Consider the following 15,554-nt stretch of genomic DNA (forward strand, 5'->3'; position numbering starts at 1 on the left):
TCCCAGGACGAAAGGGATGACTAGACACCACTCATCGTCCCTACGGGGCCCGCGCCCCACCTCAACGACACGCCACCCCTGTCAACGCTCAGCCGCCCTCACCCACCCACTTTGCCGACCCCCTGGGAGGACGTACGGCAAGTTGAACGATCAGTTCTGGCGTCAGCACCAGTCAACTGCTCCAGGGGAGGCTGAACGACTCGTGCGTTCCTCCCACGAACAGGTGATGGCCTTGATCAAATCCTTCAGTGATGCCGAACTGTTCGAGAAAGGCCGGTTCGACTGGACGGGAAAGACGACCCTGGGTTCCTACTGCACATCCGCGACATTACGAGTGGGCCATGAAGAAGATCCGCGCGCATCTCAAAAAAATACGCTCCGCGCCTCGACCTTAGGTGTGGCATTGTCCCAGGTGCCATTGAAGCTCGTTTATGGCCGCCTAAGCCCGCGAACAAGCCTTCTCAGACATCTATGCGGTCGGATTCCAGCGCGTAGGCGCCCGCGACGATGAACTCCTTGCGCGGCGCCACGTCGTTTCCCATCAGCATCTCGAAGACAGCTTCTGCGCGTTCTGCGTCATCCACCGTCAGGCGTCTCAGGGTGCGGCGCCTGGGGTCCATGGTGGTCTCCGCCAGCTGGTGGGCATCCATTTCACCCAGCCCTTTGTAGCGCTGCGGTTCCTTGAACCGCACCCCTTTCTTCGTCAGCTCCGCAGCCTTTCGCTGGTATTCCCCGTCGGTGTAGGTGTAGATGTATTTCTCCATTCCCCGCTTCGGGTTGATCAGTTCGAATCGGTGCAGGGGAGGAACCGCTGAGTAGACCCGTCCCGCTTCCACGAGGGGACGCATGTAGCGGAAGAACAGTGTGGCAAGCAGGCAACGGATGTGGGCCCCGTCAGAATCAGCGTCCGCCATGAAGATGATCTTGCCGTAGCGCGCCGCATCCACTTCGAAGGTGCGTCCCGAACCGGCACCGACCACCTGGATGATGGCCGCGCACTCGGCATTCTTGAGCATGTCGCCGACGGATGCCTTCTGCACGTTCAGGATCTTGCCGCGAATCGGCAGCAACGCCTGGAACTCGGAGTTGCGTGCCGTGTTTGCAGTGCCTAGCGCAGAATCGCCCTCGACGATGAACAGCTCGCTTAGCTCGCCGTCGGCGCTGCGGCAGTCCTTCAGTTTCGGCGGCAGCGAGGACGACTCGAGAGCGTTTTTCCGGCGCTGATTCTCGCGGTGTGCCCGGGCCTGGACGCGAGCACGGGAGGCGTTCACCACCTTTTCCATGAGCGTTCGCGCTACCTGCTTGGTCGCGGCCTTGGAGCTGGTCAGGAATTCCGTGAGCTCGCTCTCGACGATGCGCACTACAAGACGCTGCACGGGAGGGGTACCCAGCACCTCCTTGGTCTGTCCCTCGAACTGTGGTTCTGCGAGCCGAACGGTGACCACCGCAGTCAGTCCCTCGAGGCAGTCGTCCTTAACAATCTCATCCCCGTTCTTCAGCAGCCGGGTCCCGTCGAGGGACCTCGTGAACGCCCTGACCACACCCCGTTCAAAGCCGGAGACATGGGTACCGCCCTTGGGAGTAGCGATGATATTGACGAAGGAGCGCACCTGAGTGTCGTACCCGGTACCCCATCGCACCGCGATGTCCACCTCGAGGCTGCGATCCACATCGGTCGCAGTCATCGCTCCAGCCTCGTCGAGCATCGGCACGGTCTCGGTGAACGAGTCGCTGCCAGTCAGACGCAGTACCTCCGTCAAGGGGGCATCCTTGGCCAGGAAATCCACGAACTCCGTGATGCCTCCTTCGTGGAGGAACACCTCTGTTGCGGGTTCTCCCCCACGGATATCGGTCACCTCCAGGCACAGACCCGGGACGAGGAACGAGGTCTGGCGTGCCCGGTCGTGCAGCTGGGGCAGGGAGAGGCCGGCGTCGGCAAGGAAGATCTGTTCGTCGCTCCAGTAGCGAACCCGGGTTCCTGTGCGATTCTTTGGCACCCGCCCGAGTTTCCGCAGGCCCGAGGCCGGAGTGAAGGGGGCTTCCGGTCCTTCTCCATCGAAGATTCCAGGAACTCCGCGTCGGAAACTCATGGCCCACGTAGTCCCCTCACGGTCTACCTCAACATCCAGGCGGGAGCTGAGCGCATTCACCACGGAAGCGCCGACCCCATGGAGCCCACCGGTCGCATTGTAGGAGGAGTTCCCGAACTTCCCACCAGCATGGAGCCGGGTGTAGACCACCTCGACGCCACTGAGGCCTGTGCGTGGTTCCTTGTCGACGGGAATGCCCCGGGCGTGATCCACGACCTCGACGGATCCGTCCTCGTGAAGGGTAACCGCGATGCGGTCGCCAAAACCCGAAAGCGCCTCGTCGACGGCGTTGTCGATAATCTCCCACAGACAGTGCATCAGGCCGCGGGTGTCCGTGGACCCGATGTACATGGCCGGGCGTTTGCGCACCGCCTCGAGACCCTCCAGGACCAGCAGGTTCTTGGCCCCGTAGTCGCGGGGGGTGTGGGTATTGGGGTTCGAGCGCACCGGGACAGGTTACCGGGAAGCGAGCAGCCACGTCAGCAAGAGGTTGGGTGGCTACTGACCCCCGGGAAGGGGAATATTGGAAAAGCGCGCTACGTTAGAAACGGCACAGAGGTAATTCGGGAAGGAAGGGCGAGCATGAATAACACCGCCACTGAACGGGCCACCGGCGGCCTCACCGCCATGGACCGGTGCGACCGCTGCGGCGCCCAGGCTTATCTCCGCGTGGAGTTGAGCAGCGGCGGCGAGTTGCTGTTCTGCGCCCATCACGCGAGCATGCATCGTGAAAAGCTCGCCCAAGTGGCTGCGCGAATCCACGACGAGACGGCACGTCTCAAGGAGTGATTGTCGCCGTGGCTGCCCGGATCAGCTCTGGGCTCGCCACCACTGGTTCCAAACGGTTGGCCAGAACGTGGTAGAAGGCAGTGGCCACCCGTTCCGGTTCCAGACCGCGGGCCTCAGCCCAGGCCTGTCGGTAGATGGCCAGTTGCAACGGGTCCGCGTCCGCGTCACCAATCTTCCAGTCGATCACGAGCGCATCAAAAGCTGGATCATCGCTGGGAAAGACCGCATCGATCCGCCCGCGCAACACCAGCGATTCCCAGCAGAGCAGAAACGGAACCTCGATTCCAAGCGGCGTCCGGTTCGCGAACTGGCTGGCTTCAAAGGCTCGTTTGAGACGTTCAAGCCCAGGTTCCTCGGCATGGACCCGAAAATCGAGTTCATCAAAACCGGGGCTGAGCGAGAACCGCGCCATCACCCATTCGTGAAATCGCTCCCCCAGTCGCGCACTGCGTTTCGGTTCCCGAGGCATTCGGCGCGCCAGGCGCTCAGCGAAACCCGCTGGGTTCTTTCGCAGTTCCATGAGAGCGGTGGCTGTCAAGCCTGCCGGTAAGGTCAGGTTCCGGCTCGTCCTCCGGGTCAGTTGCTCAGCCAGAAAGGCAGCATCCCGGTCCCACGCCGCAATCCTCTCCTGTTCCGCTGCTGAGGCGACGCCAGAGCCCCAGACCCAGCCGGTCTCGTCTTCCCCGGATACGATCACCTCCCGTGCCTGACGGACCAGGGCCGCAGCGTGGGCTGTGGCAGCTGCCCGGTCCGTGATAGGAATGGGCCAGGCCGCGGTCCGGGCTGCAGTGGGCCGAGGATTCTCCTCCGGAGGAGATAGCTTGGGGGATCCCTCGTGGAGTGCCGCCGCATCCTCGAAGTAGCGGGACCGGCCGCGTATCCGTTTCAACCCAGGAGCCCAGGCGTGGGCCGAGACGACGAGCAGTCGTTTCGCCCTGGTGGCGGCAACATAGGCCAGCCGATCTTCTGAGAGCCGGTGTTCCTGTTTCAACTCCTCCCGGTAGGCATCGATGCCCCGTTTGGAGTAGTCGGCCAGCTGGGGGATCGAATCCGCATCTCCTCTGAGCGGCGCGGGCAGCAGACGAGAGTTCGTGCTCCAGTTCCCCGTCCGGTCGGTCCCGGGAAACACCCCCTCCGACAGCGCCGGCAGGTAGACCGTATGCCATTCCAGTCCCTTGGCCCGATGAACGGTGAGCAGTTTCACCGAATCAACCGCGGTCGGTGTGGCGCGTTCCAACGCGTCCCCGTGCTCCTCCTCGGCATCCAGCCATGCCAGTAACCCGGCCAGGCTCCCATCACCATCGATGTCGGGGTAGGTGGAGCAGGCCGCAATGAATCGCGCAAGCTGGGAGGTGTCCCCGCGCACCAGTTGTTCGGCCTCCAGGCCGAGCCGGGAGATCACACGGCGCACCAGCTCAGGGACGGGCTCATCCAGGTGCCTGCGTAGATCGGCGAGTTCCGAGGCAAACCGTTCCAGCCGCGCTCTTCCTTCATCGCTGATGGCGGCTCCCCCAGGATCGTTCACGGCGTCCAGCAGCGAGATCTCACGTGCCGGATCGGTACGTGAGACGAGTTCGGTCAATTCCTCGGGCAACGAAAGCGGCTCCTTCGTGTTCTTCCCCGGCACCAGTTCCCGGGCGCGACGCGCCAACGCGGCGAGGTCAGCCAGGCCGAGCCGCCAGCGTTCCCCGGTGAGCAACCCGGCCACCTCAGCGTTTGCCAAGGGGTCGGCGAGTACCTTCAAAGTAGCCACCACGGGAGCGATCTCCGGTAGGCGCAAGAGGCCCCCGATCCCGACGATCTCCACGGGAACATCGTGTTCCCGGAGATGTTCCCACACCGAAGTCAGGACATCGTTGCGGCGGGTCAGGACGGCGATGTCCCGCCATGCCGTGCCCTCGGCGTGCTGGGCCGTGACGTCGGTCGCCAGCCAGTCGAGTTCCTCCGCGAGGGTGTCGAAGCACAGGACACGGACCTCGCCATCGGGGGTTCCCTCCCCGGGGCGCAGTTCCACCCCCCCGCCCCTGTTGCGCGTGAGCGGCTCGGCCAGGGCGTTGCCTACCTCCAGGATCCGGCTGCCGCTGCGGCGGTTGATGGTGAGCGTAAATTCCTTGGCGGGTTCCCCCGTTGCCCCGGGGAAGTGGGTGGGAAACCCGAGGATGTTCGAGGCCGCTGCTCCGCGCCACCCGTAGATCGCCTGATTCGGATCCCCGACGGCGGTCACTGGAAACCCGCGGCCCGACGCAGTATCGGCGCCGCTGAACAGTGCGCGCAGCAGGATTGCCTGCGCCGACGAGGTGTCCTGGTACTCATCGAGCAGGACCACCCGGAACCGTTTTCTGAGCGTGGCGCCGACCACGGGGAAGGACCGCGCCAGTTTCACTGCTTGGGCCTGCTGGTCGGCAAATTCCACCAGGCCGAGTTTCTCCTTGAGTGCCCGGTAGGTCTCGACGAATTCTAGCAGTTCCAGGCGTTCGTCGATGGCCGCTTGAGCCTCAAGAACTGCTTTCGTCGGTGATCCCCGCCACAGCGGTGCTTTCTCGAATCGGGCCCGGGCCCGCAGGGAGAACTCCCTGACCTGCGTGGGCGTGACCAGGTGCGATCCCAGGGCAGCGTCCAGGGCCAGTATCCGTTCTGGGAGTTGGCGAGGAGATAGTCGGGACACGTGTTCGAGGGGACTGGAATGTTGTGCAACCGCCCGTGCGGCAACCCTGAATCTAGAAGCCCCGGACAGTAGCCTCGCATCAGCCTCAAGGCCCAGTCTTAGGCCGTGTTCTCGGACGAGTCTCGCGGCGAAAGCATCGTAGGTGAGCACCATCTCGCCGCCCTCCGTCTCGTCCCGGGAGGTCAGGTCGGCCCGTTCCAGGGCGTGACAGATGCGCCCTCCCAACTCCGCGGCGGCCTTCCGGGTGAAGGTCAACCCGAGGACCTGCTCGGCCCGCACCTGCCCGGTGCCCACCAGCCACACGACCCGGGCGGCCATGACCGTGGTTTTCCCCGTACCCGCGCCGGCGACGATCACCTGTGGTTCGAGTGGTGCGCAGATGGAGTTCAGCTGTTCTGGGCTGAACGGGATTCCGAGTGCCTCGCACAGGTCGCCGGGGTCGTTCAGTGGTTTCATTCCAAGCCTCCGGGGTTGATCGCCGGGCAGGAGAACCCGAACGCGCACCAGGCGCACTGCGGTCCCTCCCGGGCCTCGAAGATCCCCCTCTGGAGGATCTCGACCGCCTGTTCCAGTTTCTCGGTGAGCCAGGAGGGGCCCTCCGGCAGGACCGGTTGGAATTGCCGTTCCGGTAGTGCTCCGCCGTGCCGGAGCTGGAGCAGCGACGGCTCTGCCACCTCCCTGATTCCGGGCGCCCAGGAGTCGAACGCCCCGAGCCTGGCGGCCAGTTGATACACCCCGAGCTGGGTGTGTTCGGCCACTTCGGCCCTGGTCGGGGGGCGGCGACCGGTCTTGAGGTCCACCACGGATAGTTTCCCGTCCTTCAGTTCCAGCCGATCCACGGTGCCGCGCAGCAGGACCGGCACGTCCTTGATAACGATTGGGGCCTCGAAGTTCACCTCGACCCCGAGAAGCTCGTCGGGGTTTGTCTCGTTCCAGGCGTGAAACCGGGTTAGTGCCCGGCGCATCTGTTCCTTCTCGGCTGCCTCCATCCAGCGGGCCTCGAAACGGAGCCGGGGCCAAACTTCATCCAGGTCTCGGAGTATCTCCTCGAGTTCCATGGTCCCCCAGGCGGCTTGCTGGGCCAGCCGATGGACCACATCACCTACACTCGCTTGGGGGCCTCGGAGCCGGTCGGCGCCTCCCCTTCGCGAGAGGAACCACTGCCGTGGACAGGCCAGGAGCGCCTGCAGAGTGGAGCCGGTGATGACCAGTGGCCACGATGTCTTCCAGTCCGGGCAGGAGGGTTCCTTCACCCCCCACCAGTTCTCGGGGCGGGCCTCACGAAACGCGGGGAGAAAGCGCTGGTCGGTGATCTCACCAAGGTGAGCCAAGCGCAGCGCAGCCGCTCGCCGCATGGCCGGGGACTCAACAGGGTCGGCCGCTACCTGCCGCAGCTCAGCGATCAGGGATGCCGCCGTCTGCCGTTGCCCGGGCAGTCCCGCAACACGCACGGGGGGCACACCCAGCTCTCGGCAGAACCGCGATGGTTCCGCCGGTTCGGCCTCACTGGCTGCCGGAGCGCTGATGTGCAGTTGCTCCACCGCCCGGGAGCAGGCGACATAAAAGGATCGCCTCTCGGATGCGATCTGACCAGCGGTACTGGCCGCATCCAAGTGATCGGGGGCGAGACGGTCCGGGTCCAGCAGCAGGCCCCGCCAGCCAGTCTGCGGCCATGTTCCTTCACTGACCCCGATCACATACACCCTCCGCCAGGAACTACTGCGAGAGCGATGGGCTGTGAGAAGCCGTACACCACGTCCTTGGATAGAGAGTTCACGCCCGGTGTCAGCGGGGATCTCCTCGCGCATCACAGCTGCGCAGAAAGCGTCGGCACCGTGATGCCCGGCGAGTTCTTGCCGGCGTCCTGCGAGTTCGAAAAGCTCAACGATGGCGTCCAGGTCCTGGTTGGCGCCACGCGACCCCGCCAAGGCGGCCTCCCGCAGCCTTTCGGGCCATCCCGTTCCATTCCAGATCGTCCACAACACCTCGGCCACCGGGCAGCCCCGGGTAAGTTGCCTGGCGGCCCTGCCGAGCAGGGAACCAAGCATCCGGACGCGTTCAGCCTCGGGACCAGGGAGGACTTCCAGCAGTTCCGGCTGGCCAAGACACTTCCCAAGCAGGTCGTGGGAGTCCAAGTCACCAAACCCGGTAGCCAATAGAGATCGGATCAGCGCACGCTGTCCCACCGCATCCAGTTCGCAGAGGGGACTGGCCAGCAGTCGGGTGACCGCCTCGCTCCCTAGATGTTCAAGGTTCGCTGCCCCCGTCAGCCCGGCCAAGAGGGTTTCCACTGCACGCTGGGAACCGAGAGCCAGTTCGTCACCGGCCACTTCGACAGGAATCCCACAGGCCGTCAGTTCGCGAGCCAGCGGGGCCAGTTGGCTGCGCCCGGATCGCACGATCACCGCGAGCTCGTGCCAGGCGCAGCCATCCATCAGCACCGCGTCACGCAGCGCGGCAGCCAGATGGGCGGTTTCCGCTGCTGAATCGTCGTAGATGCTAGCCGTCACAAGCGACTCTTCACCTGGTGCAGGACTGACGGCGGGTGGGGCATCACCCGCGTCAAGCCGTTCCCGGATCCTGGCGAGCGCCTTCGCCACGGCTGGGCGGTTCCGGTGGCCGGTGACGAGTCCAAGGGTCTCGGCGCCAGGCAGCCTGCGCAGCAGGGTGATGCTGGCGGCGGAAGCACCGCGGAAAGAACCGAGCCTTTGCTGGGGGTCGCCGAAGACCAGCAGCGGAAGTCCGATTCGGGCCAGGTCCGCCAACAGATTCGCCGCCACCTGGTCGAGTTCTTGGGCATCGTCGACCAGCACCGCATCAAACCGCGAACGGCAGGCTTCTGCGACGGCAGTGTCAGCCAGAAGCAGGCGTGCCCGATGAACCAGTTCAGTGTAGTCAAGGGCACCGTCGAAATCGGCAATCGTCAAATAGGTCTCAAAGAAACGCCCGATCGCCTCGAAGGTCGGCTCCCCCTCGGCCAGTTGGATGACGCGCTCCGGATCGAGGCCGAGCTGGCGAGCTCGAGCCAGCACCTCACGCACTTGCCGGGCGAAAGCATGCGTCCGGGCGGCAGCGCGGACCTCTTCCGGCCAATACTGCTCCCCCACGCCCTCGAGCAGGTCCCGGAGCCTCTGTTCCTGTTCCGGCGCTCGGAGCAACCTGAGGTCCTGTTCAGAATCTCCCAGTTCTCGTAGCAGACCCAGGGCGAATCCATGGACGGTCGTCACGCGGGCTCCAACCTCGGCTCCCCCACGTCGCCAGATGATATCCCTCCTCAGTTCCTGGGCTGCCTGCCGGGACGCCGTCAAGATCACGAGTCTTTCTAGGGTGGCGCACTCCTCCAGACGACTGACCGCTGCGGCCGCCAAAGTTATGGTTTTCCCGGTTCCCGGCCCCCCAAGCACCACCCGGACTCCTTGATGCGACCCGGCAGCCATCTCCTGCTCGGCGTCCAGCACTGGCCTGCCAGGCAGGGCACCGGGCAGGAGGCGCCAGGCTCCGATGTCGTTCATGAGTCAATGGAAGCATGCCTGACCCCCAATCTGTGGAAGAGTGATCCCCTGGGGCCACCGCAAGGTGCGGTGGAGCAGTTTTTGCAGGAGAACAACTATGGCTCTGGGAACCGTCAAATGGTTCAACCCCGACAAGGGTTTCGGTTTCATCGCTGTTGACGACAGCACTGGCGAGGATGTCTTCGTACACTACAAATCCATCGACATCCCAGGTTTCAGGACGTTGAATGAGAATCAGCGCGTGGAGTTTGACATCATCCAAGGCCCGAAGGGCATGCAAGCGGACAACGTCCATCCACTCTGAAGCTGCCCGTCAGGGCGGCTCCGGGATAGGATGAGCCACACGACCAGCGAAGGCGAGGCCCAGTGACCATGCACCCGGAGGGAGCCCAGTTCCAAGGACGGAACCACTACACAGTGGTTCCGGCACCGTGGGTGGCTGGTTGCAGCGACATCGGGACCCGGCATCGCACCAACCAGGATGCATTGTGTGTAGCCGCCAGTTCACGTCCCACGAAACGGGCCGTTCTGGTTGTCTCTGATGGTGTGAGCACCGCGCTTGGGGCCGAGCACGCGTCCTTGGTGGCGGTCGAGGAGGCCTGCTCCGTCCTGATTCAGGCGGTGTCAGCTGATGGTGCGGCTGAGGCGGAATCCTTCAACTCCGCCTTCATGCAAGCTCACGAAGCGGTCTTGGCGGCAGGTGCCGATGATGAACCAGCGGCCTGCACCCTGGTGGCCGCCACTGTCGTCGACGGCTTGATTCGGGTCGGCAGCATCGGGGATTCCCGAGCCTACTGGTTCGGCGAAGACGGAGTGAGCTGGCAGCTAACCAAGGACGACTCCATGGCTCAGGCACGCATGATGCTCGGCGTGCCACGCGAGGAGGCAGAACGTTCTCTTCAAGCACACTCCATAACACGCTGGCTGGGTCGCAACGCCACGGATGTCAACCCCGCTTTGGTGGAGTTGCGTCCCGATTCCCCAGGCTGGGTGGTGGTATGTAGCGATGGTCTGTGGAACTATGCCAGTTCTCCAGAAGACTTGGCGGTAGTGTTCGAGGAGGCCAAAAAGGTCAGCGGAAACCCGGTGGAACTGACAGAGTCGTTGGTGGCGTGGGCAAATTCCTGCGGTGGCCGGGACAACATAACAGTCGCGTTGGCGTACTGCGGAGGTTGAACGCGGCTAAGGTAGGCACCATGGACGTCAGGATTGGAATCAGCGACATCTCCCGCGAACTTCAGGTGCGCACCACAAGCAGTGCCGAGGAAGTCGCCGCGGCCCTAGATGAAGCGCTCACCAACAATTCGACCTTTGAATTGGCCGACGACAAGGGCCGCAGAGTCATCGTGCCCGTGGCGAAACTTGCCTACCTCGATCTGGGGCCCGCCGAGGGACGCCCCGTCGGTTTCGGCGCCCTCTGACATCTCCGGCCCTGACCCAAACAGGGGCCGTCCAACAGTTAGGTATTCACCCTGAACGAGACAACCACATCCGAGACGTTTGCCGATCTCGGTATCCGCGAAGAAATTACCGCCTCGCTCGCCGATGCGGGAATAGTTACCCCGTTCCCGATCCAGGCGCTTGCCATTCCTTTGGCTCTCAGCGGTACCGACCTGATTGGCCAGGCACGCACCGGCACCGGGAAAACACTGGCATTCGGAAGTTCCTTGCTGCATCGGCTCCAGACCAGCGCCGATGAATCGGAGGAGCCCATCGCCCACGGCTGTCCCCGGGCATTGGTCATCACCCCCACCCGGGAGCTCGCCCTCCAGGTGGCGCAGGATCTCGAACTGGCCGGCTCCAGGCTTCATACCCGGGTGCTGACCATCTACGGCGGTACCGGGTACGATGAACAGCTGACCGCCCTCAAGAAGGGGGTCGATGTGGCGGTTGGGACCCCTGGACGACTTCTGGATCTTGTCAATCGCCGCGCATTGGACCTGAGTCACATCGAGGTACTGGTGCTGGACGAGGCCGACGAAATGCTTGACCTCGGTTTCCTGCCCGACATCGAGAAACTGCTCGCAAAAACACCCCCTTCACGTCAGAGCCTCCTGTTCTCGGCGACGATGCCAGCTCCCATTCTCGCCCTGGCCCGGGCCACCCTGAACCGGCCGGTGAACATTCGCGCCGAAGGCGCGGATGCCCAGGCGACCGTGCCAGACATCACCCAGTTTGTGTACCAGGCCCATGACTTGGACAAACCCGAGATTGTTGCCCGCATCGCCCAGGCTCGAGACGCCGACAAGGTGATGGTCTTCTGCCGCACAAAACGGGCCGCTCAGCGCTTGGCTGATGAACTACAGGAACGCGGTTTCCCGGCTGCAGCCATCCACGGCGACTTGAACCAGATCGCCAGAGAACGTTCCCTGAAAAAATTCAGGGCCGGAACCGTGCGTATCCTGGTGGCAACCGACGTCGCTGCCCGGGGAATTGACGTCACGGGCATCAGCCATGTCATCAACTACGAATGCCCCGACACCGATTCCACCTACGTCCACCGCATCGGCCGAACGGGCCGGGCGGGGCATACCGGTGTCGCGGTCACTTTGGTCGACTGGTCGGATGTGACTCGCTGGAAAGTCATAAACAAAACTCTCAACTTGGATTTCGACATCCCCGTCGAAACCTATTCTTCCTCCCCGCACCTGTACACGGACCTGAACGTTCCGGAAGGGACCAAAGGCCGTCTTCCCCGTTCCGCCCGGCCACAGCGCGAGAACCGTTCCCCCAGAGAAACGACTTCCGAGGGCGGCACCCGGCGTCGCAGGCGTCGCCACTCCCCCACCGCTTCCCAAGGAGATCGTCCGCCCTCCGGCGGCGGTTCGGAGGAGAAAACCGCTTCCCGTCGCAGGCGACGGCGCCGCCGCGCCGGGATAGACGTGACCGAGTCCCGTAGGAACAAGGAGTAATCACTCGCCCGGGGCCGCGAGGTTGGAAAGAATCGGCTTTACCTCCCGGCCCTCGAACGGTCACACATACGGTCAGGCGGTCCAGGATTCGCGGCTCAGTAATCCATGCTCATGGTCTGCCGGACCTCTGCCAGGGTGGCTTCAGCGACGGCGTTGGCCCGTTCATTGCCGGCCCTGAGTACATCACGCAACATCCCGGGGTCGGCCATCAGCTCGGATCGGCGTGTCCGGTGAGCGGCAAAATGGTCGTTCACGGCGGCCGTGGCGAGTTTCTTCAGACCGCCACCGCCACCATCACCGATCTCCTCGGCAATGTCCTCCGGGGTGCGGTCCAGGCACATCGCAGTAATGTTGACCAGGTTCGAGACTTCGGGTCGGTTCACGGGATCGTAGGTGATGTGGCGGTCCGAGTCAGTTACCGCGCGTTTGAGAAGTTTCGCGGTTTCGTCAGCGGTCATACCCAGCTCGATGGTGTTGCCACGCGATTTGCTCATCTTGTTCCCGTCCAGACCAAGGATGGTGCCGCTACGGCTGAGCAAGGACTCGGGCTCCGGGAAAACAGGACGATCAGGATCGACACGCCCATAACGCTCGTCGAAACGCCTGGCGATCACCCTGGTCTGTTCGATGTGCGGCAGCTGGTCCTTGCCAACGGGAACCAGATTTGCCTTGCAGAACAGGATGTCGGCGGCCTGGTGCACCGGGAAAGTCAGCATCAGCCCGGACATGGGCCTATTGGATGCTGCCAATTCGTCCTTGACGGTCGGATTGCGGCGCAGTTCCGCGTCAGTAACCAACGCAAGGAAAGGCAGCAGTAGCTGGTTCAAGGCGGTCACCGCCGAGTGGGTGAAGATGACTGTCCGTTCGGGATCAATCCCGGCGGCCACGTAGTCGGCCACCATGTTGTAGACGTTGTCCTTCAGCTCGCCGACACCGTCGCGGTCATAGATCACCTGATAGTCAGCCACGATCAGGAAAGTCTCAATACCAGCTTCCTGCAACCGGACTCGGTTTTGGAGCGACCCAAAGTAATGCCCGATGTGCAGGCGCCCGGTGGGGCGGTCCCCCGTCAGCAGCCTGAACCTAGTCGGATTCGAGGCGATCTCAGCCTCAATCTCGTGACTGCGCTTCTCCGAGCGTTGTAGGGACTTCTCTGCTTCTGTGGTGGACTCGGACTCCATGCGCGCGATTTTATCGCTCAGAGATCAGGATGGTCACGCTGAACCGCCTCGCGCCCGGATCCGGGAGAGTATTTCGAGATAGGCCGATTTTCGAGTGGTGAAACAGCCCAGCTGGCGTTCGGGGCGGGCGGTTCCATGGTAGTCACTGGATCCTGTACGAAGCAGCCCCAGACGCGCACCCATCTCGAACAACAAAAGCCGCGTCTCACGATCGTGATCCTTGTGATCGGTTTCGATCCCGTCAAGTTCATGTTCCCTGACAAGTTGCTCGATGAACGGCGCACTGAGGGCCTCTCGGGTCATGGGAGCCCACGGATGAGCCAATACGGCCACTCCCCTCGCCATGTGCACCAAGTCGATCGCCCGCCCCACGTCAATGGAGTAGCGAGGGACGTATGCCGACCTCCCGGGAGCCAGGAAGGAGTCGAAGGCCTCCTGCCGGTTCGCCACCATCCCCTTGGCCACCAGCGCGTCTGCGACATGAGGACGTCCCACCGATGGAGCTCCTTTGGCCGTAGCCATGACCTCGTCGATACTCACGGGATACCCGAGCTCCGTCAGCCTTCGACACATCTCGGGAAGCCGTTGGGTCCTGCCAACCCTGACCCGGGCGAGCTCCTCGTTCAACAAGCGGTTCCACACATCGCAGCCGTAGCCGAGAAGATGTACCGCCCGACCGTCGTGCTGACAGGAGATTTCGATACCAGGGAGCACCTTGACCCCGATTCGTTTTCCTGCCTCCGCGGCCTCGGCGACCCCGTCGAAGGTGTCGTGGTCCGTCAGCGCGATCACATCCAGACCAGCCTGGAGCGCCTTCATCACGAGCATCGTGGGAGTGTCTGTACCATCACTGACTCGTGAATGGGTGTGCAGGTCGATCCTCATGCCCTCATGTTATCGGTCCATCCTCGGAACCCCTTGGTTACAGGCTCGACGTCACCGCTACATTGGTCCCCATGCAGCTCAACTACAAGCATGAATTCAACGGCAGCCCGGACCAGGTGGCGGCGCTGTTCCGCAACGAGGCGTTCATCGATGATGTCGCCAAACACGCCAACGCGATCGAGCACACGGTCACCATCGCGGATGACGCCACCCACCTGGACCTGACCCTTCCTGCTCCCGAATCGATCTCGAAGTTCTTTGGCAAGGGCATTCGCATCAAACAATCATTCGCCTGGGGTGACCCCGACGATGCAGGTGTGCGAAAAGGGAATTTCAAGGTTGACATCGCTGGAGCGCCCGTCAACGTTGAGGCCGATGCCACCCTCACCCCCACAGGCCCCAGCTCCTCAGAGGCCATCTATGCGGGTGAACTGACCGTGAAAATCCCCTTGGTCGGCAAGAAGGTCGAGGCCCAGGTCGAACCCATGATCGCCCGCGCCTTCGCAGGTATCGAACGTCGCGCCCAGGACTGGCTGAATCGCGGCTGACGAACATTCCTCAGCACAGCCCCCGGCGGTACTCCTCCACGTCATTCCACAGCAGATCAGATTCACGCAACAGATCCTGGACCTCGTCGAAACCCCAGGCGGTGTCGATGTCTAGGCCGCGCGAAGCAACTGCAGCGGTAGAGGCATCCACGCCGGGGGCTTCGCTGAACCAGCAGCTCATGGCCTCCGGGACGACCCGGGTGAGGATGCAAGCGCCATTCTCGAGGTCATCACCGTTCATGATCAACGAATCATCAACCTCAGCCACCAGCACCAATCTCTCCCCAAATCTTGTCAGGGCGGCTACGGATGCGATCACGAGGGCTGCATATTCTGCTTCTTCCTCCTGCCCAACCCTGTAGCCCAGGGCGACCAGTAACTCTGGTGTCACGTGGTGCGCCGCCCGGTCGGTCAGCTGCACCGAACCATCAATCGCCGCCAATTCGTCGCGGGCGATGGGTATGAACACCAATTCCCTGCTCACGCAACTACCTTAGATCCCATCCGATGGCTTACGGCTGGGCCACGCCCACAGATGTTGCCAATGTCCCGGAAGGTGTTGTCAGGGATCCTGGGCGTGTTGTCAATGTACTCGAAGGTGTTGTGAATGCCTGCTCAGGTCCTTACCAACGCAACACGGGGAGGCATAGCTTGTCGGGATGAACCAAGTACCTGCCCCTGCCCTCGCCCAAGCAGTGCTGGACGCCATTCAAGGAACGCGGGCCCTGCACCAGATTCGCCCACATCTATCCCCTCGCGCCTTCCAACAGCTCGTGTCCTACTCGGATGCAGTGAGCTTCCGGGTAGGCCAGGTAGGACCACTCCGCGTCCAGCGACCTGCTCCAAACAGCCTGGAAGCGAGCAGCACAGTCAGAGTCCAAGACAGGTGGCTTGCCTGCACCATTCGCTTGGATCGACAAACTGACTGGTTGTGTTCCGACCTCCGGGTGGTGGGCTTCCCTGCGTGATGCA

The 15,554-nt window shown here is 63.1% G+C and carries 14 protein-coding genes; 8 read left to right on the forward strand and 6 right to left on the reverse strand.

All coding sequences use genetic code 11. The features are described 5' to 3' along the window. The first annotated feature begins 16 nt into the window (after positions 1-16). Complete coding sequence (locus V7R84_RS02290; RefSeq protein ID WP_338571640.1) at positions 17-511, forward strand: ClbS/DfsB family four-helix bundle protein; 495 nt, start codon at positions 17-19, stop codon at positions 509-511. On the opposite strand, the gene V7R84_RS02295 is transcribed toward V7R84_RS02290, so the two are convergent. Beyond that, positions 462-2,537 carry a DNA topoisomerase IV subunit B gene (locus V7R84_RS02295; RefSeq protein ID WP_338571642.1) on the reverse strand — a complete coding sequence of 692 codons (2,076 nt, stop codon included), beginning with the start codon at positions 2,535-2,537 and terminating at the stop codon, positions 462-464. The two genes, V7R84_RS02290 and V7R84_RS02295, sit on opposite strands and share 50 nt — an antisense overlap. Positions 2,538-2,672: 135 nt before the next feature. Here V7R84_RS02295 and V7R84_RS02300 point away from each other — a divergent pair, with 135 nt between their 5' ends. Further along, positions 2,673-2,879: a hypothetical protein gene (locus V7R84_RS02300; protein WP_338571643.1), complete on the forward strand. Its 207-nt coding sequence runs from the start codon at positions 2,673-2,675 to the stop codon at positions 2,877-2,879. On the opposite strand, the gene V7R84_RS02305 is transcribed toward V7R84_RS02300, so the two are convergent. Next, complete coding sequence (locus tag V7R84_RS02305) at positions 2,869-6,000, reverse strand: ATP-dependent DNA helicase (RefSeq protein ID WP_338571644.1); 3,132 nt, start codon at positions 5,998-6,000, stop codon at positions 2,869-2,871. The genes V7R84_RS02300 and V7R84_RS02305 overlap by 11 nt on opposite strands. After that, positions 5,997-9,056, reverse strand: coding sequence for an ATP-dependent DNA helicase (locus tag V7R84_RS02310; RefSeq protein ID WP_338571645.1), 3,060 nt, complete (start codon positions 9,054-9,056; stop codon positions 5,997-5,999). The genes V7R84_RS02305 and V7R84_RS02310 overlap by 4 nt, the downstream gene beginning before the upstream one ends. 97 nt (positions 9,057-9,153) lie before the next feature. Between V7R84_RS02310 and V7R84_RS02315 the strand changes: the two genes are divergently transcribed. The 4 genes from V7R84_RS02315 to V7R84_RS02330 all read left to right on the forward strand — a co-directional run bounded on the left by V7R84_RS02315 (position 9,154) and on the right by V7R84_RS02330 (position 11,968). Continuing rightward, positions 9,154-9,360, forward strand: coding sequence for a cold-shock protein (locus tag V7R84_RS02315; RefSeq protein ID WP_338571648.1), 207 nt, complete (start codon positions 9,154-9,156; stop codon positions 9,358-9,360). 68 nt (positions 9,361-9,428) lie between these two features. Continuing rightward, positions 9,429-10,232 (forward strand): PP2C family serine/threonine-protein phosphatase, encoded by an 804-nt coding sequence (locus tag V7R84_RS02320; protein ID WP_338573786.1) that lies wholly within the window; start codon positions 9,429-9,431, stop codon positions 10,230-10,232. A 20-nt stretch (positions 10,233-10,252) separates the two neighbouring features. After that, complete coding sequence (locus tag V7R84_RS02325; protein WP_338571649.1) at positions 10,253-10,477, forward strand: DUF3107 domain-containing protein; 225 nt, start codon at positions 10,253-10,255, stop codon at positions 10,475-10,477. A 51-nt stretch (positions 10,478-10,528) separates the two neighbouring features. After that, on the forward strand, positions 10,529-11,968 hold the full coding sequence (locus V7R84_RS02330) for a DEAD/DEAH box helicase (RefSeq protein ID WP_338573788.1): 1,440 nt from the start codon (positions 10,529-10,531) through the stop codon (positions 11,966-11,968). A 95-nt stretch (positions 11,969-12,063) separates the two neighbouring features. Here V7R84_RS02330 and trpS read toward each other — a convergent pair whose 3' ends face one another. Then, the gene (gene trpS / locus V7R84_RS02335; RefSeq protein ID WP_338571651.1) at positions 12,064-13,149 is read right to left on the reverse strand and encodes a tryptophan--tRNA ligase; all 1,086 of its coding nucleotides are present in this window, start codon (positions 13,147-13,149) and stop codon (positions 12,064-12,066) included. Between the two features lie 33 nt (positions 13,150-13,182). Then, positions 13,183-14,034: a PHP domain-containing protein gene (locus tag V7R84_RS02340; protein WP_338571652.1), complete on the reverse strand. Its 852-nt coding sequence runs from the start codon at positions 14,032-14,034 to the stop codon at positions 13,183-13,185. 71 nt (positions 14,035-14,105) lie between these two features. Here V7R84_RS02340 and V7R84_RS02345 point away from each other — a divergent pair, with 71 nt between their 5' ends. Then, positions 14,106-14,582, forward strand: coding sequence for a DUF2505 domain-containing protein (locus V7R84_RS02345; RefSeq protein ID WP_338571653.1), 477 nt, complete (start codon positions 14,106-14,108; stop codon positions 14,580-14,582). Positions 14,583-14,592: 10 nt separating this feature from the next. On the opposite strand, the gene V7R84_RS02350 is transcribed toward V7R84_RS02345, so the two are convergent. Next, on the reverse strand, positions 14,593-15,066 hold the full coding sequence (locus V7R84_RS02350) for a DUF6912 family protein (protein WP_338571655.1): 474 nt from the start codon (positions 15,064-15,066) through the stop codon (positions 14,593-14,595). A 175-nt stretch (positions 15,067-15,241) separates the two neighbouring features. On the opposite strand from V7R84_RS02350, the gene V7R84_RS15390 reads away from it, so the two are divergent. Beyond that, positions 15,242-15,550: an Rv3235 family protein gene (locus tag V7R84_RS15390; RefSeq protein WP_412728077.1), complete on the forward strand. Its 309-nt coding sequence runs from the start codon at positions 15,242-15,244 to the stop codon at positions 15,548-15,550. Positions 15,551-15,554: the final 4 nt, after the last annotated feature.

The sequence above is a fragment of the Arachnia propionica genome (genome assembly GCF_037055325.1).
Taxonomy (GTDB): Bacteria; Actinomycetota; Actinomycetes; order Propionibacteriales; family Propionibacteriaceae; genus Arachnia.